The organism is Leifsonia sp. EB41 (assembly GCF_041262565.1).
GTDB lineage: Bacteria > Actinomycetota > Actinomycetes > Actinomycetales > Microbacteriaceae > Leifsonia.
In genome coordinates this window covers 3,604,657-3,625,609 of record NZ_JBGCCJ010000001.1, presented here as the reverse complement: position 1 = coordinate 3,625,609, position 20,953 = coordinate 3,604,657, and the positions used below count along the sequence as shown (strand labels likewise).

Genomic DNA, 20,953 nt, shown 5'->3' with positions numbered 1-20,953 from the left:
CCCCGGCCGATTTCCCCCGCCAGTCCCACCCGAAGAGAATGCAAGGACGAAGGAGTCCCCCGATGACCGATACGAAGCTCCAGACCTCGAACATCCGAACCCAGCATTTCCGCAAGACCCTCGGCCGGCTCGACATCGTCTTCCTGTCGATCAGCGCGGTCATCTCCATCGACACGGTCGCGCAGATCGCGGCGGGCGGAGGCGCCGAGGCGTTCACCTGGACCGCCGTGATCGGCCTCACCTTCCTGTTCCCCTACGCGCTCGTCATCTCCGAGCTCGGCAGCACGTTCCACGACGAGGGCGGCCCGTTCGTCTGGGTGCGGCTCGCGTTCGGCAAGCTCACCGCGGCGATCGCGACGCTGTTCTACTGGATCACCAACCCACTCTGGATGGGCGGCTCGCTGGTGTTCATCTCCGCCGCGACCTGGGGCGCCTACATCGCCCCGCTCCCGGAGGGCAGCGCAGGGGACATCGTCTTCAAGCTGGTCTTCATCTGGCTGGCCATCGGCACCGCGATCATCGGCCTCCAGTACGGCAAGCACATCGTCGCGGCCGGAGCGATCGTCAAGATCCTGCTGCTGGTGGTGTTCGTCGTCACCGTGGCCGTGTACGCCGTCAAGAACGGCGTGCACGGGTATGCGGCCGGCGCGTTCTCGCCGACGCTCGGCGGGTTCCTCGCGGTGACGCCGGTCATCCTGTTCGCGGTCGTCGGCTTCGAGGCCCCCAACGGCGCCGCTGAGGAGATGCGGAACCCGCAGCGCGACGTCCCGCGGGCGATCACCTCCTCCGGCATCATCTCGATCCTCTGCTACCTCGTGCCGATCTTCGCCATCCTGGCCGTGCTCCCCGCGAACAAGGTGCAGGGCGCCAGCGGCCTGCTCGACGCGTTCAAGGAGGTCTTCTCGGTCTACGGCATCGCGACCGGCCCGGCGATGTTCGTCGCCGCGCTGCTGTTCGTGTTCGTGGTGCTGACCCAGGCGAGCGCGTGGATGATCGCCTCCGACCGTGTGCAGGCCGCCGCCGGCGCGGACGGCGCGTTCTTCCGCTACTTCGGCGTCTTCTCGAAGCGCTTCGGCACCCCGGTGCGGATGAACCTGCTCTCCGGGATCGTGGCGACCGTGTTCTGCATCTCGGCCACGATGCTGCTCAAGGGCAGCACGGCAGCGGTGTTCACGGTGGTGCTGACGGTCGCGATCTCCACGCTGCTGCTGTCGTACTTGGTGATCTTCCCGTCCATCATCCGGCTGCGCCGGAAGTACCCGGACGTCGAGCGCCCGTTCCGTGTGCCGGGCGGCCGCGGCGGCCTGTGGACCGCCGTCGTCATCATCTACGCGTGGGTGCTGCTCGGCTCCTGGGTCGCCGTCTTCCCCGGAACGCTCGAGTCGCTCCTCGGCCTCAAGTACGACTTCGTCGACACCTGGGGCGTCGACCGCCCCACCTTCGAAGGCTTCACGGTCGGCACCCTGATCGTCATCACCGTCCTGGCCCTGGCCGGCTACTTCTGGCAGCGCGCCCGCGACCGCCGCGTCGCCCCCGGCCCCGAGGTCCTCCTCGAGCCGGTCCGCGACTGACCCGGCCCGCCCACCCACACGCAACGGAGGAGATCCCGGCCCAACAAGCCGGGATCTCCTCCGTTCACTGCTTTTCGGGGCCCTGCAAGGGTCGATCTCCTCCGTTAGCCACAGGTGTCGGTAACGGAGGAGATAGGGGGCCGGAGGACCAGGGAAAGCAGGTAACGGAGGAGATCCCGGCCGGGTGGGGCGGGGACTCCGCCGTTAGCTGCGAGGGGGTGGGGTGGCGGCGCGGTCAGGCGGGGTTGGGGGTGGGGGTGCGGGCGGCGAGGAGGTCGGCCGCACGCTCGGCGACCATCATCACGGTGATGACCGGGTTGACCGAGGTGAGGGTCGGGAAGACCGACGCGTCCGCGATGCGGAGGGCGTCGATGCCGCGGACGCGCAGCTCCGGATCGACGACCGCGAGGTCGTCGTCGGCAGCGCCCATGCGGCAGGTGCCGCTCACGTGGTAGACGGTCTGGTGGATGTCGCGCTGCACGGCCGACAGCTCCTCGTCGGTCTGGATGTCGGGGCCGGGGAAGACCTCGCGCACGAGGTGGCTGCGCATCGGCTCGGCCTCCGCGATCCGGCGCGCCAGGCGCACTCCGGCCACCAGCATCCGCTCGTCGTGGCCGTCCGCGTCCGTGAAGTAGCGGTAGTCGATGACGGGGGGCTCGTCCGGGTCGGCGGAGGCGATGGTGACGCGGCCGCGGCTGTGCGGCTTGGCGACGTTGGGCGCGATGGCGACGATGGCGGGCGGGAAGACGACGCCGCGGGCGCGCGGATGGTCGACCACCGGCTCCACCGGGAAGTGCATCAGCACGTCCGCGCGCGTGGGGTCGCCGTCCACGCCGACCATCGCACCGGCGTCCCAGCCGGAGGCCGAGACCGCGGGCGGCGCCGACACGGCCTCCCACACGACAAGACCCTCGACGTGGTCCTGGAGGTTCTCCCCCACGCCCGGCAGCTCGTGCACCAGCGGAACACCCGCCGCGGCGAGCACCGGCGCCGGACCGATCCCGGACAGCAGCAGGAGCCGCGGGGTGTCGATCGCGCCGCAGGCGAGCACGATCTCGCGCCGCGCCCTGACATCGTGCAGCGTGCCGGACGCGTCGCGGTAGTGCACCGCGACCGCACGGCCGCCGTCCAGCACGATCCGCGACGCCCGCGCGCCCGTGATGACGTCCAGCGACTCCCGGTCGTCCATCACATCGTGGAGATAGTGGATGGAGCTCGACCCGCGGACGTTCGTCGCCGGGTCGTAGCCCACCTCGAAGAAGCCGGCGCCACGCGCCAGGGTGTCGGTGCGGCCGTCGTTCCAGCGCTCCTGCAACGGGAGCCCGAGGGCCGAGACGGCGGAGGCGACCACGTCCGCGACGAACGGGTTCCGGTCCGCCGCGCCGATCGGGTGCACCGGGATGGTGAGCCTGTCGTAATACGGCTGGAAGCTCGCGGCGTCCCACCCGTCGGCCCCTGCCTCCACCCATTCGGAGAGATCAGACGCCGGCGGCCTCCACGCGATCATGGTGTTGGCGGTCGAGCAGCCGCCGAGGATCCGCATCCTGGTCTGCCGGATGGACGAGTTGCCGCGCTCCTGAGGCGCGCTGCGGTAGTCGAGGTCGTACTCGCTCCCGATCATCTCCTCCCAGCGCCGGAGCTCGCGGGCGCGGCCTTCGTCGCGGTCGCTCGGCCCCCACTCCAGGAGGGCGACCGTCACGTCCGGGTTCTCGGAGAGGCGTGCGGCGACGATGCCGCCCGCAGTGCCGCCGCCGACCACGACGTAGTCGTACTCGGCGGCGGGCTGTGCTGCTGGGTCGTGGGTCATTCTGCTCCTGCGACGGGGGTGGGGAGGGAGGTGGAGACCGCGGCCGGCGCCGCCGCCTTCGACGGCGCCCACTTCATGAGCGCGTAGTACAGCGGGCAGATCACGGCCAGGCCGACGATCCACGAGATGTCGACGCCGCCGAGCGCGGTCGCGATCGGGCCGGTGTAGAAAGCGGTGTTGATGAACGGGAGCTGGATGAGGACGCCCAGCACGTAGCAGATCACGGCGTTGCGGTTGACCCGCCCGTAGACGCCGCCGTCCTGCCGGAACAGCGAGGGGATGTCGTACTTGCCGTGCTTGACCGCGTAGTAGTCGACCAGGTTGACGGCCGTCCACGGGATGAGCACGCACAGCAGCAGGATCATCAGGTTCGACAGGTTGACCAGGAAGTTGGCCGAGAACGCGAAGCCGAGCACCAGCGCGACGAGGAACAGGATGACCGCGATGGCCCCGCGGGTGACGGCCCGCGGGATCCACTTCGGGAACAGCGTCTGCCCGATGGTGATGATGGCGAGGCTGCCGCAGTAGAGGTTCATCCCGTTGCTGACGCTGATCCCGACGCCGAACACGAGCATCGCGAGCCCGGCGATTCCGGGGATGAGCGCGCTCAGCCCGGTCGCGACGTCGTCCTTCGGGAAGGCCGCGCCGACGATGGAGCCGAGCACCATCGGGATGACCGAGCCCGCCACGCAGCCGGCGAACGTCGCCCAGAACGCGGCGCGCACGCCGGTGTCCTTCGGCATGTAGCGCGTGTAGTCGGACACGTAGGGCGCGTAGGCGATCTGCCAGAGCGCGGCGACCGAGACCGTGCCCATGATGCCGGCGGCGGTGACCGAGCCGTAGTCGATGGCGCTCGCGGGGAGGGTGCCCGCGGCGAAGATGTAGACGAAGACGATGGTGATGGTGAGGCCGGCGACGACGCTCATCACCGTCCCGAACACGTGCAGCAGCCGGTAGCCGAACACGGCGCCGAAGACGCTGATCAGGCCGACGATCACCGTCGACCAGAACGCGCCGAGGTGGGTCAGCGAGTCGAGCGCCTGACCGCCCAGGATCACGTTCGAGGCGAAGAACGCCACGTACATCCCGACCACGATGACGACGACCAGGAGGCTGCCGTACGAGCCGAACTGCGCGCGGGTCTGCAGCATCTGCGGCACGCCCATCTGCGGCCCCTGGGCCGCGTGCAACGCCATCACGACGCCGCCGATCAGGTTGCCGACGACGAGCGCCACGATCGCCGCCCAGATCGGGAGGCCGTACACCGCGGTCGCGAGCAGCCCCGTCGCGATCGACAGCATCATGATGTTGCCGCCGAACCAGATCGTGAACAGGTTGCGGGCCTTGCCGTGCCGCTCGTCCTCGGGGATGTAGTCGATGGTGCGGGTCTCGACGCCGAGGGCGTCGCTGCGGACCTCTGTGGTCATGGGTGTGCTCCTCGTCGTGGCCTGGGGGCTTGGCATAGAAGCCTCTGCCTTCCTGGCGCATCAATCAACTAAGGTTGCCTGAAGCACTGCATCACTTGGGGAGATACCACGCCGCAGGTAACAGCGCCGAAACCTGGTCGTAATGGAGGCCTCCCATGAGCAAGAAGCCGGATGTCACGCTCGCGCAGCTCCGCTACTTCATCGAGGCCGCCACGCACCTCTCGATGACCCGCGCCGCCGAGGAGCTGTTCGTCGCCCAGTCCGCCGTCTCGTCGGCGATCGCCCAGCTCGAGCAGCAGGTCGGCGCGCAGCTCTTCATCCGGCAGCGCTCGCGCGGGCTGACCCTCACGCCGGCCGGGCAGCAGTTCCTCGGCGACGCGCGGGCGCTGCTGCTCAACCTGGAGGAGGCGCTCGACACCGCGCGCGGCATCGACAACCAGGTGCGCGGCACCATCCGGATCGGCTGCTTCGTCACCCTCGCGCCGTTCATCCTCCCCGCGATCGTCAGCCGGGTGCGGGCCGAGCACCCCTACCTCGACATCGAGGTGGACGAGCTGGACACCGACGGAGCCAGGGCCGCCCTGCGCAGCGGCCGCGTGGAGCTGCTGATCGGCTACGACTTCGGCTTCGGCAACGACATCCGCACGGCGGTGCTGTCCGACGCTCCGCCGCACGTCATTCTGCCCGCCGACCATCCGCTCGCCGCGTCGCCCCAGGTGTTCCTGCGCGAGCTCTCGCGCGAACCGATGATCCTGCTGGACCTGCCGCACAGCCGGGAGTACTTCCTCGGCATCCTCGCCGGCGCCGGGCTGCAGCCGGAGATCCGCCACCGGTCGCTCAACTACGAGACGGTGCGCGCCTTCGTGGCACACGGGCACGGCTTCTCGATCCTCAACCAGCGGCCCCGGCACGACTTCAGCTACGACGGCGAGCGGGTGGCCGCGCTGCCGATCGCGGACAGCGTCCCCGCCCTCCCCGTCGTGCTGGCGGCGATGCGGTCGGTGCGGGCGACCGCCCGGGCGCGCGCGGTGAGCGACATCGCGGCGCAGGTGGTGGCGGAGGCGCTCAACCCCGACCCGTTGCGCGCGTGAGTCGAAAGTGTCGACCGCATCTGCATGGATGATGAACTGGTCCATCCGAAACTATTTGCGTGATCCAGTTGCACCGCCGAGACTGGTCGTTGAGCGCGAAAGGGACGCCGATGACGAGTCTGCACTTCACGAACGCCCGCCTGTACCTCGGCGACGGCGTCTGGCAGGACGGCGGCGTGCTCGTCCGTGACGAGCTCATCGCCGCGGTCGGGCCGGACGACGAGCTCGCGGCGCTGCGGGATGCCGGCACGGTCGTCCGCGATATGGCCGGCGCCTCCCTGCTCCCCGGCTTCCACGACACGCACGTGCACCCGCCGATGGCGGGCGCCTCGCTGCTCGGCATCGACCTGATGCCCGTGCACGACGCCGACGAGTACCTGCGCATCATCGCCGGGTACGCGTCCGCGCATCCCGAGCTCGACGTCATCGTCGGCGTCGGCTGGTACGGCGACGTCTTCCCCGGCGGCCTCCCCACCCGCGAATTGCTCGACGGCGTGGAGGCCCACCGTCCCGTCATCCTCACCAGCCACGACGGCCACGGCGTCTGGGTCAACTCCCGGGCGCTGGAGGCCGCCGGGATCGCCCCGGACGCCGCCGACCCGCTGGGCGGCCGCTTCGTGCGCGACGAGCGCGGCGCGCTCACCGGCGTGCTGCTCGACACCGCGATGCAGGCACTGGACCCGATCCTCCCCGAGCCCGGCCCCGGCGCCGTGGAGGAGGCCATCCTGGCCGCTCAGCAGCGCCTCCATTCGGTCGGCGTGACCACCTGGCACGACGCCGCCGTGGGCAAGAGCGAGCTCGGACCTGACTCGCTCGACGCCTACCTGAACCTGGCGCGGCAGGGCACGCTCACCGCCCGGGTGGTGCTCTGCCAGTGGTGGGACCGCGACCGCGGTCTGGAGCAGTTCGCCGACCTGGAGGCGCGGCGGGAGCGCGTCGCGCAGGCCGGACGGATCGAGGCGGGCACCGTCAAGATCATGCAGGACGGCATGATCGAGAACCGCACCGCCGCCCTCCTCGAGGACTACAGCGACAAGCCGGGCGTGCGGGGCGACTCGTTCATCCCAGCGGACGAGCTCGCGACGATCGTCGCCGAGTTGGACGCCCGCGGCTTCGACGTGCACCTGCACGCCGTGGGCGACCGCGCCGTGCGCGAGTGCCTCGACGCCGTGGCGCACGCCCGGTCCGTCAACGGGCCGGCGGGAGGCCGCCACCAGCTCGCGCACCTCGACGTGGTGGACGGCGCCGACGTCGACCGCTTCGCCGAGCTCGACGTCACCGTGAACGCGCAGCTGCTGTGGGCGCGCACGGACACCGAGATCGTGGAGCGCAAGCTGCCGATGATGGGCGGCGACCGGGCGGGCAGGCACTTCCCGTTCGAGTCGCTCCGGCGGCGCGGCGCGCGCATCGTCGGCGGCAGCGACTGGCCGGTGTCCGACCCCAACCCGCTGTGGGCGATGCACACCGGCACGACGCGGCTGGCGCCCTCCACGGATCCGCACGCGACGGGGCAGGCGCTCACCGAGCCGCTGCTGGCGTCCGAGGCGCTGCCGGCGGCGACCGTGCTGGACGCCTACACCGGGACGGCCGCGTGGATCGGCCGGCTGGAGTCGACCACCGGACGGCTGGCGCCCGGCCTCGCCGCCGACCTCGTCCTCCTGGACAGCGACATCTCCGACGGGCACTCCTTCGACACCGCCCGCGTGGCCGAGACGCTCATCGACGGCCGCAGCGTGTACCGCGCCTGACGCACGCCTCCCGCGGCACGATGGAGGGTGTGAACGACGACACCACGGGCATCGCCCTCGCCCGCGCCTACCACCGGCGGATCGTCGGGCCCCTGCTCGCCTCTCGCTTCCCCGGCCTCGCGTACGCGGCCGGACGGCTCGGCCCGGGCTCGGACGTCCTCGGCCTGGACGACAACAGGTCGCGCGATCACGATTGGGGGCTCCGGCTTCAGCTGTTCGTCGCCGATGACGCGATCGGCGAGGTCTCCGCCTGCCTCGATCAGGCGCTGCCCGAGACCTTCGACGGCCTGCCGACGCGATTCGCGCTCACGGGCGAGTCCCGCCCGCGCCACCACGTCGACGTGAGCTCGCTGCCGGAGTTCCTCCGGTCGCGGCTCGGCTTCGATTCGCGCGCCGGCGTCTCGACCTCCGACTGGCTTTCGCTCACCGGGCAGGCCGTGCTCGAAGTGGTCGCCGGGCCGGTCTTCGTCGACGCGGACGGCGAGCTCGGGAGGGCGCGGCAGGCGCTCGACTGGTATCCGGACGACGTCTGGCGTTACGTGGTCGCCTGCGACTGGGCACGACTCGCGCAGGAGCTGCCGTTGATGGGCCGGGCCGCCGAGCTGGGCGACGACGCCGGTGCGCGCATCATCGGCGCGCGGCTGACCCAGGTGGCGATGCACCTGTCCTTCCTGCTGGAGCGGCGCTGGCCTCCGTACGCGAAGTGGTTCGGCACCCTCTTCGGGTCGCTCCCCCGCGCGGCCGAGCTGCAGCCCCACGCCGACGCCGTGCTCGCCGCGGCCGACGCTGACTCCCGGCAACGCGGGCTCGCCGCCCTCCTGGAGGGGCTGCTGGCCCAGCAGAACGAGCTGGGGCTGACGGACGTGGCGCGGGCGACCGTCCCGTTCTGGGACCGGCCCTTCCTGCACCCGGATCCGGCGATCGTCACCCAGTTACTCGACCCGATCGCCGACGAGGACGTCCGCCGCCTCCCGCTCGGCTTGGGCTCGATCGAGCAGCGCAGCGACAACCCGGCCCTCCTCACCGACCCCCAGGCCCGCCGCCGCACCGTGCAGGCCGACGAGACGTGACTCATCGCGGGAATCCGACGATGGATTCCCGCGATGAGTCACGTTCGGCGGTCAGGCGAAGGCGTGGAGGCCTTCGGGGGCGATGGTGAAGCCGACCTGCTGGCCGGGGGTCAACGCCTCGGCGGCCTGGGAGAGCATGGTGACCGGGATGCGGAGGTCGCCCGCGACGATCTCGGCCCGCGCGAACGGCCCGAAGAAGTCGACCGCGCGCAGCACGCCCGACGCCGACCCCGGCGTGGATGCTGAGTCCTCCGCAAGGATGCGCACGCGCTCGGCCATGACCAGCACGTCGACGCGGTCGCCCTCGCGGAGGTCGTCCTGCGCCGTCGTCAGCGACAGCCCGCCGATCGCCACCCTCGCGGCCCGGCCCGAGCCGTGGACGACGCCAGTGCCGAGGGACTGCCCGCCGAGGAACTGCGCCACGAACCGGTTGCCCGGTGCGCGGTATAGCGACTCCGGGGTGTCGTTCTGCTGGACCACGCCGCGGTCGAGCATCATCACCTGGTCGCCGAGGTCCATCGCCTCCTCCTGGTCGTGGGTGACCATGATCGTCGTCAGCCCGGTCTCCCGGTGGATGCGCTTGAGCTCGCGCTGCATCTCGCCGCGGATCTTCTTGTCCAGCGCGGACAGCGGCTCGTCCAGCAGCAGCAGGTCCGGGGAGGTCACCAGGGCGCGCGCGAGGGCGACGCGCTGCTGCTGACCGCCGGAGAGCTGCGCCGGGGAGCGTCCGCCGAAGTCGCCGAGGCCGACCAGGCCGAGCATCTCCTCGGCCTTCTTCTTCGCCGCCGACCGCGGGGTGCGGCGGGCGCGGAGCCCGTACATCACGTTGGCCAGCACCGACAGGTGCGGGAACAGCGCGTAGTTCTGGAAGACGAACCCGATGTTGCGCTTCTCCACCGAGAGCCGGGTCACGTCACGCGACCCGACCCGGATGGAGCCGCCGTCGGGGTCCTCCAGGCCGGCGACGATGCGCAGCAGGGTGGACTTGCCCGACCCGGAGGAGCCCAGCATGCAGCAGAAGGCGCCATCGCCGACGCGGAGGTCCAGCGGTTCGAGGACGCGGGTGCCGTTGAACGTCTTCGACACACCCGTCACAGTGAGCTCGGCCATCAGTTTCCTTTGTTCGTAGAGGTCGTGAAGAGCTTGGCGGCGTTGCCGGACAGCCAGTTGAGGATGACCACCAGCAGCACCGTGGAGAGGATGATGATCGTCGCCAGCGCGTCCACGTCGGGCGTCACACCGAGGCGGACCATCGAGTAGATCTGCACCGGCAGGGTCGACACCCCGATCGGGGCGAGGAAGAGCTGGATCGCGAAGTTGTTGAACGTGATCACGAACGCCAGCAGGCCTCCCGCGATGATGGACGGCCCGATCAGCGGGATGGTGATGGTCAGGAACGTCCGCAGCGGACCGGCGCCCAGCGAGTGCGCCGCCTCCGCGTAGTTCGGGTTCAGGTCGCGCAGCCGTCCGGAGACGATCAGCACGACGAACGGCAACGAGGTCACGATCGAGGCGAGGATCAGCCCGAGCGCGCTCGACCCGAGGCCCAGCCAGCCGAACACCACGACGAACCCGGCGGCGAGGATCAGCGCAGGGACTGTGAGCAGGGCGAGGAGGAGGCTGTTGATCGGTGCCGTGATGTAGACGCGGCTGCGCGCCATCCCGAGGGAGAGGAGCGTGCCGACGACCACGGCGAAGATGGTCGCCTGCGTCGCGAGGTTGAGGCTGGTGAGCAGCGCGTCCACGAGCGCCTGGTCGTGCGAGAGGTTCGCGTACCAGTCGAACGTGAAGTGGAACGGGAACGTGCCGTACCGGGACTGGTTGAGGCTGAGCGCGGTCATGGCCAGCAGCGGCAGTGCCAGGACGACCAGCACCACGTACAGCCAGACCTTCATCAGCCGGGGCAGCACGGCGGTCTTCATCGGAGGACTCCTTCGGTCGTCAGCGCTTCTTCGGCGATGCGGGTCTGCGCAGCCACGCTCTCCACGCGCGGCTTGCCGGCCTTCGCGACCCCGGAGAGCGCGTTGCGCGACCACGACAGCAGCCCGGTCACGCCTCCGACGATCGCCAGCGACGTCACCAGCAGTACCAGCGACATCGCCACCGCGAACTGCTGGTGGACGCCGGCGGAGAGCTGCGCCGAGATGGTGTTGCCGAGCATCTGCCCGTTGGGTCCTCCGAGGATGGCGGGTTCGGCGAAGGCGCCGACGGTCTGCACGAAGGTGAGGGCGAAGTTCACGCCGATCATCGCCGAGCTGAGCGGCCAGATGACCCGCGTGAACACGAAGCCCTTCGACGCGCCCAGGGTCCGGGAGGCCTCCAGCACCGACCCGCTGATCTGCTCGGAGGCCGAGTACATCACCAGGATGGCGGTGGGGATGGACTCCTGCACCAGCATCAGGATGTTCGCCGCCGGCGTGTACATGATGGACGCCTGCGGGTCGGCCAGCCCGATCGAGGACAGGAACGACATCACCGGCCCGCCGGCCTGGATGAGGCTGACGAACCCGTAGATCAGCAGCAGCTGCGACGTGATGTACGGGATGATGACGAACCCGAGGATCAACGGCTTCGCCCGCGGGCTCGTGTAGCGGGCCAGCGCCCACGCGGCGGGCCAGGCCAGCGCGATGCTGACCACGGTCACGCAGAACGCGATCAGCAGCGTCCGGCCGAGCAGCGACATGTACACCGCACTCGAGAACATCTCCGTGAAGTTCTCGACGGTGAAGCCGCCGGAGCCGTTCGTGAACCCGATGATCAGCAGCGCGACCAGCGGGAGCAGGGCGAACAGGACGAGCAGGAGGCCGCCGGGGGTGAGCAGGAAGCCCGTGCCCAGGGCCCCCCTGGCCCGCCGCCGGGGACGGCGGGCCAGGGAGAGAGGGGCGGTGGTCATCAGGAGCCGGCTTTCACCTGCGTCCAGGCGTCGACCCACGACTGGAGCCGGTCCGCGGGCTGCGGGAGCTGCAGCGCGAGGCTCGAGATCTTGTCGGGGTTCGCCTGGAGGCGGTCCAGCGTGGCCGGTTCGAGCGCGGAGACGACCGACTTGTTCGCCGGGGCCGGCGAGGAGTCGGCGGGGGTGTTCGCCCACTTGGTCAGGAAGTCCTTGCCCGTCATGTAGTTGAGCCACTTGTAGGCGAGGTCGAGGTGCTGCGTCTTCGCCGCGATCGCCCAGTTGTCGATCCAGCCGACCGCGCCCTCCTTGGTGATCTCGTACTTGAAGTTCGACGTCCCCGGCGCGTTGCCGGCGATCAGTCCGCCGATGCCGTCGGAGTTCGCGATCCCGGCGACGATGGCGCCGCTGGCGATGCCCTTGGCGAGGTCGTCGGTCGAGGAGTACAGCAGCTTGGCGTTGTCCTTCAGCTTCTGCAGGGCCGGGGTGACCTTCGCCATGTCGGGGTTCTGCGGGTCCTCGCCGAGGTAGAGGGCGGTGATCGGGACGAGCACGGTCGCGTCGTCGATGAGCGCGATCTGGCCCTTGTACTTCGGGTCCCACAGCACGCTGAGCGAGTCGGGCGTCGGCGTCACCTTGCTGCCGTCGAAGAACAGGCCGGTGCTGCCCCAGGTCCACGGGACGCCGTAGAGCTTGCCGTCCTTGCGGATCTCCTTGCGGCCGGAGAAGTCCGGGTAGAAGTCGTTGTAGTTCGTCAGCTTGGAGGTGTCCAGCTCGTGGAAGATCCCCTGGTCGATGCCCTGGCCGATGTACTGGATGTTCGGGAGGGCGACGTCGATGCCGCCGTTGGTCTTGTTCACCAGCTGCAGCTCGTTCGACTCGGAGTCGATGTACTGGAACTTGAGGGTGGCTCCGGTCTCCTTCTTGAAGTCGGTGGCGACCCAGGGCAGGTCGGCGCCGTAGCCCTTCCAGATGGCGACGGTCAGGGTGTTGCTGTCGCTGCCCGAGGCGCTCGGCGACAGCGAGCACGAAGTCAGGGCGACGGCGGCTGCGACGGCCGCTGCGACGGCGACACTCGTCCGTCGTGCGATGGAGCGGCGCCGTTGCCCTTTGGTGCTGCGTGAGTCTTTCACGTCATTCTCTCCTTGTTGTTGTGGTGCGTCTGTCCACTCTTGGCGGTGGGTGGGTCAGAGGATGCCGGCGGTGGCGTCCTCCAGGTAGGTGCGCGCCGCGATGAGCTGCCCGACCGGGTCGGAGGCGGCGTCGAGCTCGAGCAGGATGCCACCCTCGTAGCCGATTCCGGCGAGGGTCGCGGCGAAGGCGGGCCAGTCGACGATGCCCTGACCGGCGGCGCGGAAGTACGGGCGGTGCCGCTCCCAGATGCCCTCGTCCACGAGCGCGTGCTCGCGGAAGGCGCCGGCGGCGTCCTTCCAGTGCGCGATGACGACGCGCTCGCGGTGGCGCGAGACGAGCTGGACCGGGTCTCCCCCGCCGAGCACGATGTGGCCGGTGTCCGGGCAGAACGCGACGAGGAACGGGTCGGTCAGCAGCAGGAACAGGTCGACGTCGCGCGGGGTCCAGAACACCGAGTGGCTCTCGGTGTGGAGGGCGAGGGTCACGCCGTGCCGCTTCGTGATCGCCCCGACCTCGTTGGCGATGTCGGCGATCGGCGCTGCAGTCGCGAGGTCGACCGGCGCGAGGCCGTCGCCTTCCGCGTTGTTGCGGCGCATCGGCAGGCCGGCGACCAGGAAGGACGCGCCGATGCCCGCGAGGAAGGCCGCCTCGGTCTCGGCGGCGGCGAGGATGGCGGCGCGGGTGGCCGGGTCGGTCACGTCCTCCGCGTGCTCGATGTCGGCGAAGTAGGCGCTGACCACCGAGAGCCCGCGGCGCTCCAGCTCGGCGGAGAAGGCCTCGGCCGATCCGTAGGCGGCGATGGCCGTGAGGCGGTCGGCGGGCGGGAAGGTCATCTCGAACTCGGCGACGCCGGCCTCCTGCAGGGCGTCGAGGATCGTGTCCCAGACGCGGAGCGGCTCTGCGGAGGCGAGGGCTTCCAGCGAATCGCGGCCTGTGAGGCCCCAGAAGCCCGGGTCGAAGAAGGTGATCAGGTCGACGCCGAACGCGCGGGTCGTGGTGGGTGCGGTGGTGGCGGTCATGCGATCGCGGTCTCCTCGAGGGATGCCGAGCGCCAGGTCTCCGTAGCCGGGGCGGGGCGCTCGCAGGTGGTGGTCAGGGTGTGGACGCCGTCGGTGCCGTTCGCGATCGCGTCGAGCACCTCCAGCACGTGCAGGGCGAAGTCGGCGCTGGTGCGGTGCGGCTCGCCGGTCAGCGCGGCGGCGAGGTCGGCGACGCCGGGGCCGCGCAGCGGAAGCAGTTCCTCCAGGAGACCGTCCGTGAAGCCCTCGATGACGCCGGGCAGCTCGCGCCACTCGTCCTCACCGTGCAGACGGACGCGCACAGCGTCGTCGTAGTTGTTCGGGTCGGGGACGCTGAGCGTGCCGTTCGAGCCGTACAGCTCGATGAACGGGAGGTTGTGGTCCCAGACGTCGAAGCTGGCCAGCACCGTGCCGATCGCGCCCGAGGCGAAATCGAGCGTCGCCGAGGCGTGCGTCGGGATGGTGACGTCGATGGACTCCACCCGCCGGCCCGGGGTGGAGACCGGCCGGACGGTGCTGCCGATCCGCGCGCTGGCGTAGACGGTCGCGACCGGGCCGAGGAGGTTGACCAGCGCGGCGATGTAGTACGGGCCCATGTCGAGCGCCGGGCCGCCGCCCGGGATGAAGAGGAAGGTGGGGTCCGGGTGCCAGAGCTCGGCCTTGCTGTGGGTGACGAAGGCGCTCGCGCCGATCACCTCGCCGATCAGTCCCGCGTCCACCGCGGCGCGCGCGGTCTGGCCGGCGGAGCCGAGGAAGGTGTCGGGGGCGGAGCCGAACAGCACGCCGCGCTCGCGGGCCTCGGCGACCAGCGGGGCCGCCGTGGCGAAGGAGGCCGTGAGCGGCTTCTCCGTGAAGACGTGCTTTCCCGTCGCGAGGAGGGCGCGGGTCACGCTCTCGTGCGCCAGCGGCGGGGTGAGGTTGACGAGGATGTCCACGCCCTCCGCCGCGGCCAGCTCCTCGACGCTCGCGAAGACCGGGACGCCGTAGCGCTCCCCCGCCGCCTGCGCGAGCTCCTGGCTCAGGTCGGTGCAGCCGACGATGCGGAGGCCGTCGAAGCGCTCCAGCCCGCGGAAGTACGCGCCCGAGATGTTGCCGCAGCCGACGATGCCGACCCCGATCCGGTCTTTCTGAACAGTCACGCTGGCCCTTCTTCTTCGAAGCTCTCGGCGGAGGAAGCACGTTTGCTTTTCGCCGTTGAACGGGAACGTTAGCAATTATGCGCGGTAATAGCAAAACTATTTTTTCTCGCGTAAGATCAGGCACTGGCACGAAGGGGTAGACCAGACATGGATCATTCGGAGATGCGGCAGCGCAACGCCGCCAGCACGCTCGGCATCCTGTACCGCACCGGTCCGGCGAAGATGACCGAGCTGCAGCAGGAGTCCGGGCTGTCTCGGCGGACGATCGAGCTGATCCTCGACGACCTCATGGACTCCGGCTGGGTCGTGGAGCTGGCCGCGGCCTCCCCCGACGCGCGTCCGGTCGGGCGCCCTGCGCGATCGTTCGCGTTCCGCTACGACGCCGCGTGCGTGGTCGCCTTGCAGCTGGAGGCCGGCCAGATCCACGCGACCGTCGCCGACCTGGCGACCACGATCCTCGGCGACCTGCGGGTGCCGCTGCCGATCAAGACCTCCCGGGCTGAGCGCCTCAGCCTCCTGGACGACTGCGTGACCCGGCTGCTCGAGGAGGCGGCCGTCGACCGGTCGGCCGTCGTCGCCGTCACCGTCTCCACCCCCGGCATCGTGCGCGACGACGGGATGGTCGACCTCCCGATGACCATGCCCGAGTGGACCGGCTTCTCACTGCGCGACGCGGTCGGCGAGCTGTTCGACTGCCCGGTGCGCGTCGAGAACGACGCGAAGGTCGCCGCGCTCGGCGAGAAGTGGTCGCGCGACGGCGAGGTGCAGGACTTCGCCTACATCTTCTCGGACAGCGAGCGCATCGGTATCGGTCTCGTGCTGCGCAACGAGCTCTACCGCGGCCGCGACGGCGCCGCGGGCGAGGTGAGTTGGGCGCGCGACCTCGGCCTGCACGACCTGGTCAGCCCGCTCCTGGTCGACCTGGACGACGAGCTCGCGCCCGGCCACGCCGCGACCTGGGAGCTCGTGATCGCCGCCCGCGCCGGCGAAGCGCACGCGCTCGAGGAGGTCGATCGCCTCGCGAGCGCGCTCAGCACCGGCGTCACCCTGATCGCGTGGCTGCTCGCGCCGGAGGAGATCATCCTCGGCGGCTCGCTCGGCACGCTGGCGGACCTCCTCATCCCCGCCCTCGAACGCAAGCTGGCCACCAACGACCGCCCCATCGAGACCCGCCTGCGGGGCTCCCAGTACGGCGACGCCAGCGTCCTGACCGGCTGCCTCCGCATGTGCATCGAGTCCCTCGGCGACCAACTCTTCACCCCCGCCGGCGTAGCCCGCATCGGCCGAGCCCGTATCCCCCTGCCCGCCCCGGAAGAGGCCGCCAGCTGACCCGGCCCCCTCTCACAGGAGATTCCGGCCCGACACACCCTGGATCTCCTTCAGACCCCCGTTCGGAAGGAGATCCAGCCGCGTCCTCCTTTATCAGGAGATCACGTACTCCAACCCCACCGCCGTCTCCAACGTCGCGCTGGCCGCGTGCAGGGACACGCTCCACGTCTGATCCCCCACGACGCCGTCCACCGTGACCCCGCCCCAGCCCTGGAACGCCTCCACCGAGGCGCGGGTGTGCGGCCCGAAGATCCCGTCGATGCCTCCGGGAGTGACGCCACCCCACTGATCGGCTCCGTTGGTGAGGATGGTCTGGAGGCTGGAGACGACGGGGCCGGTCGAGCCCTCGCTCAGCACCGGCATCGGCCCGCCGTCCGGGAGCGCCGCCCAGGTGAGCGGCCCCACGATCCCGTCGGGCACGAGCCCCGCGCCGCTCTGGAAGTCGATGATCGCGGCCTTCGTCGCGGGTCCGAAGACCCCGTCGACGACGATGCCGAGGTTCGGTGTGCGCCGCACCGCGCGCTGCGCCCGCTTGACCGCGTCGCCGGTGTCGCCCTCCTGCACCGTCGGCTGTCCTGGATTCGGCATGATGGCTCCTCTCGTCCGAGCGCCGCCAGTGTGGCAGACCGTCCGGTCTACGGCAAGCGCTGATCCTGGGCGTTCCGCGGCCATCCGCGTGGCCGCGCGTGTCCCGCGAATGGGGGGCCTACCGTTGGCGCATGGCGATCAGAATCGAACTGCGGACGGCGGACTGCCCCGTCTGCGGAAAACGCATGAACGGCACCGTCAAGATGCTCGGCAACCCGGGCCAGGCCGGCTTCCGCACCGCCCCGCAGGATGTGCACTGCGTGTCGGGCTGCGAGCGGGCGCTCGGCGACAACCGCGAGCGGATGCTGGGGGTGTTCCAGGAGTAGGGGGGGGTCAGCAGTCGCCGCCTCCGTTTCTACCGGGCCCCGCGCCCCGATCGGAAGTACTCGCTGGCCGGCTTGATGAAGATCAGGATCGTGGCGATCACCCCGAGCACCGCACGCACGGCCCCGACCCCGTAGCCTCCCAGGATGCCGAACAGGGAGAGGGCGGTCACGACCAGCAGGACGATGCGCGCCCAGTTCGCGCCGCGCCGCATGAACACGGCGAACACGACGTAGGCGGCGATGTACAGGATGCCGAAGATCACGCTGATGGTGATGGAGGCACCGACGGCCGCGCCCGAGAGCTTGCCGCCGGTGCTCTGCTGCACCTGCGCCGCCACGGTGCCGGCCGTCGCCACCGCGATGATCAACAGGACCAGACTCACTGCCGCGCTCGCGATGTACAGCCAGAACGCCGTGTTGACCTGCTTCGGCGCGACCCCCGCGCCTCCCGTCGCCGTCGTGCGGGGTGCCGCTCCTGGAACGTCCGCCTGCGGTGTGCTCATATCCAACCTCCGGTTAGCTCCGATACCGGTCGTCCGACCGGCGTCGCACACGGTAGGCCGCAGGTTGCGTTTGAGCAATGGTCATTTTTGGACTTCGGCTGGATTCTTAGCCGTCTCTTAGACGCGGTAGGTGAAAATTCAGCAGCGACGTCGGCGGCCGCCCTCCCCCAAGGCAGTTCGCCGCCGGCGCCGCTTTCGAAGCCGCGTCACTCCGTGCGGCGCATCCAGTGCTCGCGCATGAACATCCGGCCGAACCACGCACGAGCCCGTTGCCGTGGATCGCGACCCGTTCAGTCCATACGGTCGGCGAGCTCTCCCATGCCCGACTCCACCATCTCCTTCAGCTCGACCAACCGCTCCCCGAGCGGCGCGAGCTTGACGAGGCTGCCGAGGGCGATGTCGGCGCGTTCCAGCGCGGCCTTGCCTGTGATGAGGAGCGGTCGAAGGATGGGGACCCGACGCGCGATTCGTCGCACCAACGGGATCTTCTCCGCCGGCCGGACGCGTTCCGACGGCGGCACGACGAACTCCTGCTGCTCCTCTTCCCCTCCGGAACCGCGCAGCAGGGCGGCGAGGAGGTCGCGCGAGGCCTGCCAGGCCGCCATCTTGAGCGCCAGCTCCGGCCCGACCAGTCCGACACCTTCGAGCTGCCCCGGATCGAGGCCGAGGATCTCCCAGATGAACTCGTCACGCGTGGTCAGCACGGCCCCGAACGCCTGCCCGGCCAGTTCGCGGAACTCGTCGAATCCTTCGATCGCGACTTCGGGTTCCTCCGTGTAGCGCGGAAAGAGGTCCTCGCGCATGTCCACCAATGCGCCGACGTCGTCGAAGACGTTCCACGCGAAGGAGCCGAGCTCCGCAGCGGGGTCGGAGGCGAAGAACTCTCGCCGCGGGTCACCGAAGTAGGCCATCAGTCCTCCCGTCGTGTCACGTGGTGGACGAATTCAACCGCTGCGCCGGGTCGTGCGGCAAGAGCACGGCGACCAGCATCACGGGATGATCTGCCGAATGGCTTGCCACCCCGACCCGATCACGGTCCCGGAGCCGCCGTCGTTCATCGCATCCCCCACGAGCACCAGCGAGCCGTCGCCGGGGTTCGCGATCAGGAGGCCGTCGTTCCCGGTCTGCAGGTAGTCCCCGAGCGCCCATCCTGCCTGGATGTTGGCGTAGCTGATGTTCCCGTTCGCCCAGGGAGACGCCCCTGACAGCTCGCCGAACGGTGCCGAGGCGCCGGCCGCGGTCCGGTTGGGATTCACCCAGCTGTCCAGAGCGAAGAGATCCGCGTACCCGTCCCCGTTCAGGTCCCCGGCGGCGAAGCCATTGGGGTCGACGCTGAACGTGCCGGCGAGTTGCCGGCCCGTGCTGAAGGGCAGATGTCCCGGATTGCTGCGGATCCCGTTGAGGTACACCCAGAAGGTGCCGTCCGATCGCTCGGCGATGAGGTCGGCGTACCCGTCCCCGTTGATGTCGCCCAGCGTGATGTTCGTGAACGCCTGCCATCCTGACCCGATGACCGTCCCCGACGAGTACGGGAGGTGCCCGGGGTTGATGGCCATGTTGTTGTAATACGCCACGAGGGCGCCGTCGGAGCGGATGGCCACGATCTCGGCGTACCCGTCACCGGTGATGTCGCCGGAGACGGTCTTGCCTGCGGCGAACTGAGACCCCCAGCCGGAACCGATCACCTGCCCCGCGCCGAACGGGTGACTGTCGTGCGTGTTCTGGTACTCGAGCAGGCGACCGTTCAGGTCGATGGCCAGGAGGTCGGCCGCTCCGTCGCCGTTGACATCCCCATCGTGGTTGGGGAGCGCATGCTGCGTGGACGGCTTGATGGCGGGGCACGGGTCGGCCGGCGCGAAGTACTCGGTCCCGACCGACTGGCCCTGGCTCGAGGTGAACAGGTTGTCGCTGAGATGCTGACTGCCGGTGTCCGTGAACGCCATGTCGATGCTCAGCGCTCCACTCGCGTCCGCGACCACGGACGCGTCCAGCTTCCCGCCCTGGTAGTCCTCCAGTTGGTAGGTCTGGCCCGGAACGAAACCGGTCAGTGTCCCGTGCACGTGGAAGGAGGTGGCGTCCACGTTCTGGCTGCCGTAGATGCCGCCGTAGGTGAGGAAGCGGGTCGGACACACCATGTCCGCCGTGAGCTGACCCGTCGGCGCGACCCCGGGGTCGCAGCGGCTGCTGAGGAAGACCCCTCGGGCGAACACGAGCGTCGAGCCCGACCGGACCTGGATCCCGTAGGCCGAGTACGAGACGACCTGGCCGGTCAGCGCGGCATCGATGGTCGCCGCACCTTGGGCATCCGTTACGAGGGCGATGTCACTTCCGACCTGCGTGCCATTCGTTCGACTGTAGACGCCGACGGTGTACGGAGCGGAGGGAGTCAGCCCCGCGAGCGACCCGGTGACGTGGATCCCGGGATAGTAGCCGTTCTGCAACGAGCTGCAATCGGTCGTCCCCGCCAGGTTGCTCGCCGTAATCGTCGTGGCCGCCCCCGCGGGCGCGGACACGAGTCCCAGCCCCACGATCAGCGCGCCGATGGTGGCGAGCACCGCCACCCTAAGCCGCACAGAACCCACGTCTCCCCCTCGTCGCCGCATGGGCTCGGCGCGTGTGGAACGGGCCGGGCGGCGGGATCACTTTAGTCGGTGGGGACATCGGGTTCTGCCACTCGAATGAGGGTGAATCGGCTGCGTTCCCGTCCACGAGCTCAGGGAGCGTGGATCGCTTTCCACGGAGCCAGGCTGACTCCGCCCACTCCCCCAGACGCCGCGTCCTTCGGTAGCGTGGATGCGACTCCGAGCTGCGAGTAGGACCAAGGAGCGGCGACATGACCGACACGAACGAGAACGGTGGACTCTCGGCCGTGGAGCGAGCCGCGATCAAGTCGCGCGCTGCAGAGCTCAAAGCGGAGGCCAAGCGGGCGAAAGCCGCCGACAAGGCAGCCGCCGACGCAGCGGACGTGCTCGCGAAGATCGCCGAGATGCCCGACGGCGACCGCGAGCTCGCTCAACGGTTGCACGCGATCGTCGCGGAGGTCGCTCCGGGGCTCTCGCCCAAGCTCTATTACGGTCAGCCGGGGTATGCGCGGGACGGGAAAGTCGTGGTGTTCTTCCGGAGCGGGCAGGTCGACAAGGTGCGTTACTCCACGCTCGGGGTGAGTCCGGAGGCGAGGCTTGACGACGAGAGCGGGGTGTGGGCGACGTCGTATGCGCTCAGCGAGCCGACCGAAGAGGCGTGGGAGCGGGTTGTGGAGGTTGTGCGGCGGGTTGGTGGCCCTAGTTGAGAAATCGTTCTCCGCGCCCGTC

General features: G+C 69.9%; 19 protein-coding genes. 7 read left to right on the top strand and 12 right to left on the bottom strand.

All coding sequences use genetic code 11. From position 1 onward, the window contains the following. Positions 1 to 62: 62 nt before the first annotated feature. A complete protein-coding gene (locus tag ABH923_RS17875) occupies positions 63 to 1,571 on the top strand; it encodes an APC family permease (protein WP_370056738.1) in 1,509 nt (502 codons plus the stop codon). 235 nt (positions 1,572 to 1,806) lie between these two features. On the opposite strand, the gene ABH923_RS17870 is transcribed toward ABH923_RS17875, so the two are convergent. Both ABH923_RS17870 and ABH923_RS17865 read right to left on the bottom strand, forming a co-directional pair. Further along, entirely contained in the window at positions 1,807 to 3,378 is a 1,572-nt protein-coding gene (locus ABH923_RS17870; protein WP_370056737.1) for a GMC family oxidoreductase, read from the bottom strand. After that, positions 3,375 to 4,805 (bottom strand): cytosine permease, encoded by a 1,431-nt coding sequence (locus tag ABH923_RS17865; protein WP_370056736.1) that lies wholly within the window; start codon positions 4,803 to 4,805, stop codon positions 3,375 to 3,377. Before ABH923_RS17865 ends, ABH923_RS17870 begins: the two co-directional genes overlap by 4 nt. A gap of 155 nt (positions 4,806 to 4,960) precedes the next feature. Here ABH923_RS17865 and ABH923_RS17860 point away from each other — a divergent pair, with 155 nt between their 5' ends. The 3 genes from ABH923_RS17860 to ABH923_RS17850 all read left to right on the top strand — a co-directional run bounded on the left by ABH923_RS17860 (position 4,961) and on the right by ABH923_RS17850 (position 8,714). After that, positions 4,961 to 5,896, top strand: coding sequence for a LysR family transcriptional regulator (locus ABH923_RS17860; RefSeq protein ID WP_345836604.1), 936 nt, complete (start codon positions 4,961 to 4,963; stop codon positions 5,894 to 5,896). Positions 5,897 to 6,006: 110 nt separating this feature from the next. Then, the gene (locus tag ABH923_RS17855; RefSeq protein WP_370056735.1) at positions 6,007 to 7,644 is read left to right on the top strand and encodes an amidohydrolase; all 1,638 of its coding nucleotides are present in this window, start codon (positions 6,007 to 6,009) and stop codon (positions 7,642 to 7,644) included. Positions 7,645 to 7,673: 29 nt separating this feature from the next. Beyond that, the gene (locus ABH923_RS17850; protein WP_370056734.1) at positions 7,674 to 8,714 is read left to right on the top strand and encodes a DUF4037 domain-containing protein; all 1,041 of its coding nucleotides are present in this window, start codon (positions 7,674 to 7,676) and stop codon (positions 8,712 to 8,714) included. A gap of 51 nt (positions 8,715 to 8,765) precedes the next feature. Here ABH923_RS17850 and ABH923_RS17845 read toward each other — a convergent pair whose 3' ends face one another. Genes ABH923_RS17845 through ABH923_RS17820 form a run of 6 tightly spaced genes read right to left on the bottom strand, consistent with a single transcriptional unit; the run spans position 8,766 to position 14,896 of the window. Beyond that, a complete protein-coding gene (locus ABH923_RS17845) occupies positions 8,766 to 9,824 on the bottom strand; it encodes an ABC transporter ATP-binding protein (RefSeq protein ID WP_370056733.1) in 1,059 nt (352 codons plus the stop codon). Continuing rightward, complete coding sequence (locus ABH923_RS17840; RefSeq protein ID WP_370056732.1) at positions 9,824 to 10,636, bottom strand: ABC transporter permease; 813 nt, start codon at positions 10,634 to 10,636, stop codon at positions 9,824 to 9,826. Before ABH923_RS17840 ends, ABH923_RS17845 begins: the two co-directional genes overlap by 1 nt. After that, complete coding sequence (locus ABH923_RS17835) at positions 10,633 to 11,607, bottom strand: ABC transporter permease (RefSeq protein ID WP_370056731.1); 975 nt, start codon at positions 11,605 to 11,607, stop codon at positions 10,633 to 10,635. Before ABH923_RS17835 ends, ABH923_RS17840 begins: the two co-directional genes overlap by 4 nt. Then, the gene (locus ABH923_RS17830) at positions 11,607 to 12,737 is read right to left on the bottom strand and encodes a PotD/PotF family extracellular solute-binding protein (protein WP_370056730.1); all 1,131 of its coding nucleotides are present in this window, start codon (positions 12,735 to 12,737) and stop codon (positions 11,607 to 11,609) included. The genes ABH923_RS17835 and ABH923_RS17830 overlap by 1 nt, the downstream gene beginning before the upstream one ends. 54 nt (positions 12,738 to 12,791) lie before the next feature. Beyond that, entirely contained in the window at positions 12,792 to 13,757 is a 966-nt protein-coding gene (locus ABH923_RS17825; RefSeq protein WP_370056729.1) for a sugar phosphate isomerase/epimerase family protein, read from the bottom strand. Beyond that, on the bottom strand, positions 13,754 to 14,896 hold the full coding sequence (locus tag ABH923_RS17820; protein WP_370056728.1) for a Gfo/Idh/MocA family protein: 1,143 nt from the start codon (positions 14,894 to 14,896) through the stop codon (positions 13,754 to 13,756). The genes ABH923_RS17825 and ABH923_RS17820 overlap by 4 nt, the downstream gene beginning before the upstream one ends. A gap of 162 nt (positions 14,897 to 15,058) precedes the next feature. Here ABH923_RS17820 and ABH923_RS17815 point away from each other — a divergent pair, with 162 nt between their 5' ends. Next, positions 15,059 to 16,225, top strand: a complete 1,167-nt coding sequence (locus ABH923_RS17815) for an ROK family protein (RefSeq protein WP_370056727.1) — start codon at positions 15,059 to 15,061, stop codon at positions 16,223 to 16,225. 93 nt (positions 16,226 to 16,318) lie between these two features. On the opposite strand, the gene ABH923_RS17810 is transcribed toward ABH923_RS17815, so the two are convergent. Then, complete coding sequence (locus tag ABH923_RS17810) at positions 16,319 to 16,813, bottom strand: peptidoglycan-binding protein (protein WP_370056726.1); 495 nt, start codon at positions 16,811 to 16,813, stop codon at positions 16,319 to 16,321. A gap of 131 nt (positions 16,814 to 16,944) precedes the next feature. On the opposite strand from ABH923_RS17810, the gene ABH923_RS17805 reads away from it, so the two are divergent. Further along, positions 16,945 to 17,139, top strand: coding sequence for a hypothetical protein (locus ABH923_RS17805; protein ID WP_370056725.1), 195 nt, complete (start codon positions 16,945 to 16,947; stop codon positions 17,137 to 17,139). A 29-nt stretch (positions 17,140 to 17,168) separates the two neighbouring features. Here ABH923_RS17805 and ABH923_RS17800 read toward each other — a convergent pair whose 3' ends face one another. The 3 genes from ABH923_RS17800 to ABH923_RS17790 all read right to left on the bottom strand — a co-directional run bounded on the left by ABH923_RS17800 (position 17,169) and on the right by ABH923_RS17790 (position 20,197). Beyond that, complete coding sequence (locus ABH923_RS17800; RefSeq protein WP_370056724.1) at positions 17,169 to 17,642, bottom strand: hypothetical protein; 474 nt, start codon at positions 17,640 to 17,642, stop codon at positions 17,169 to 17,171. A 290-nt stretch (positions 17,643 to 17,932) separates the two neighbouring features. Next, positions 17,933 to 18,553, bottom strand: a complete 621-nt coding sequence (locus ABH923_RS17795; protein WP_370056723.1) for a hypothetical protein — start codon at positions 18,551 to 18,553, stop codon at positions 17,933 to 17,935. A gap of 78 nt (positions 18,554 to 18,631) precedes the next feature. Then, positions 18,632 to 20,197: an FG-GAP repeat domain-containing protein gene (locus tag ABH923_RS17790; RefSeq protein ID WP_370056722.1), complete on the bottom strand. Its 1,566-nt coding sequence runs from the start codon at positions 20,195 to 20,197 to the stop codon at positions 18,632 to 18,634. Between the two features lie 278 nt (positions 20,198 to 20,475). On the opposite strand from ABH923_RS17790, the gene ABH923_RS17785 reads away from it, so the two are divergent. Beyond that, positions 20,476 to 20,931, top strand: coding sequence for a DUF1801 domain-containing protein (locus ABH923_RS17785; RefSeq protein ID WP_370056721.1), 456 nt, complete (start codon positions 20,476 to 20,478; stop codon positions 20,929 to 20,931). Positions 20,932 to 20,953 lie beyond the last annotated feature (22 nt).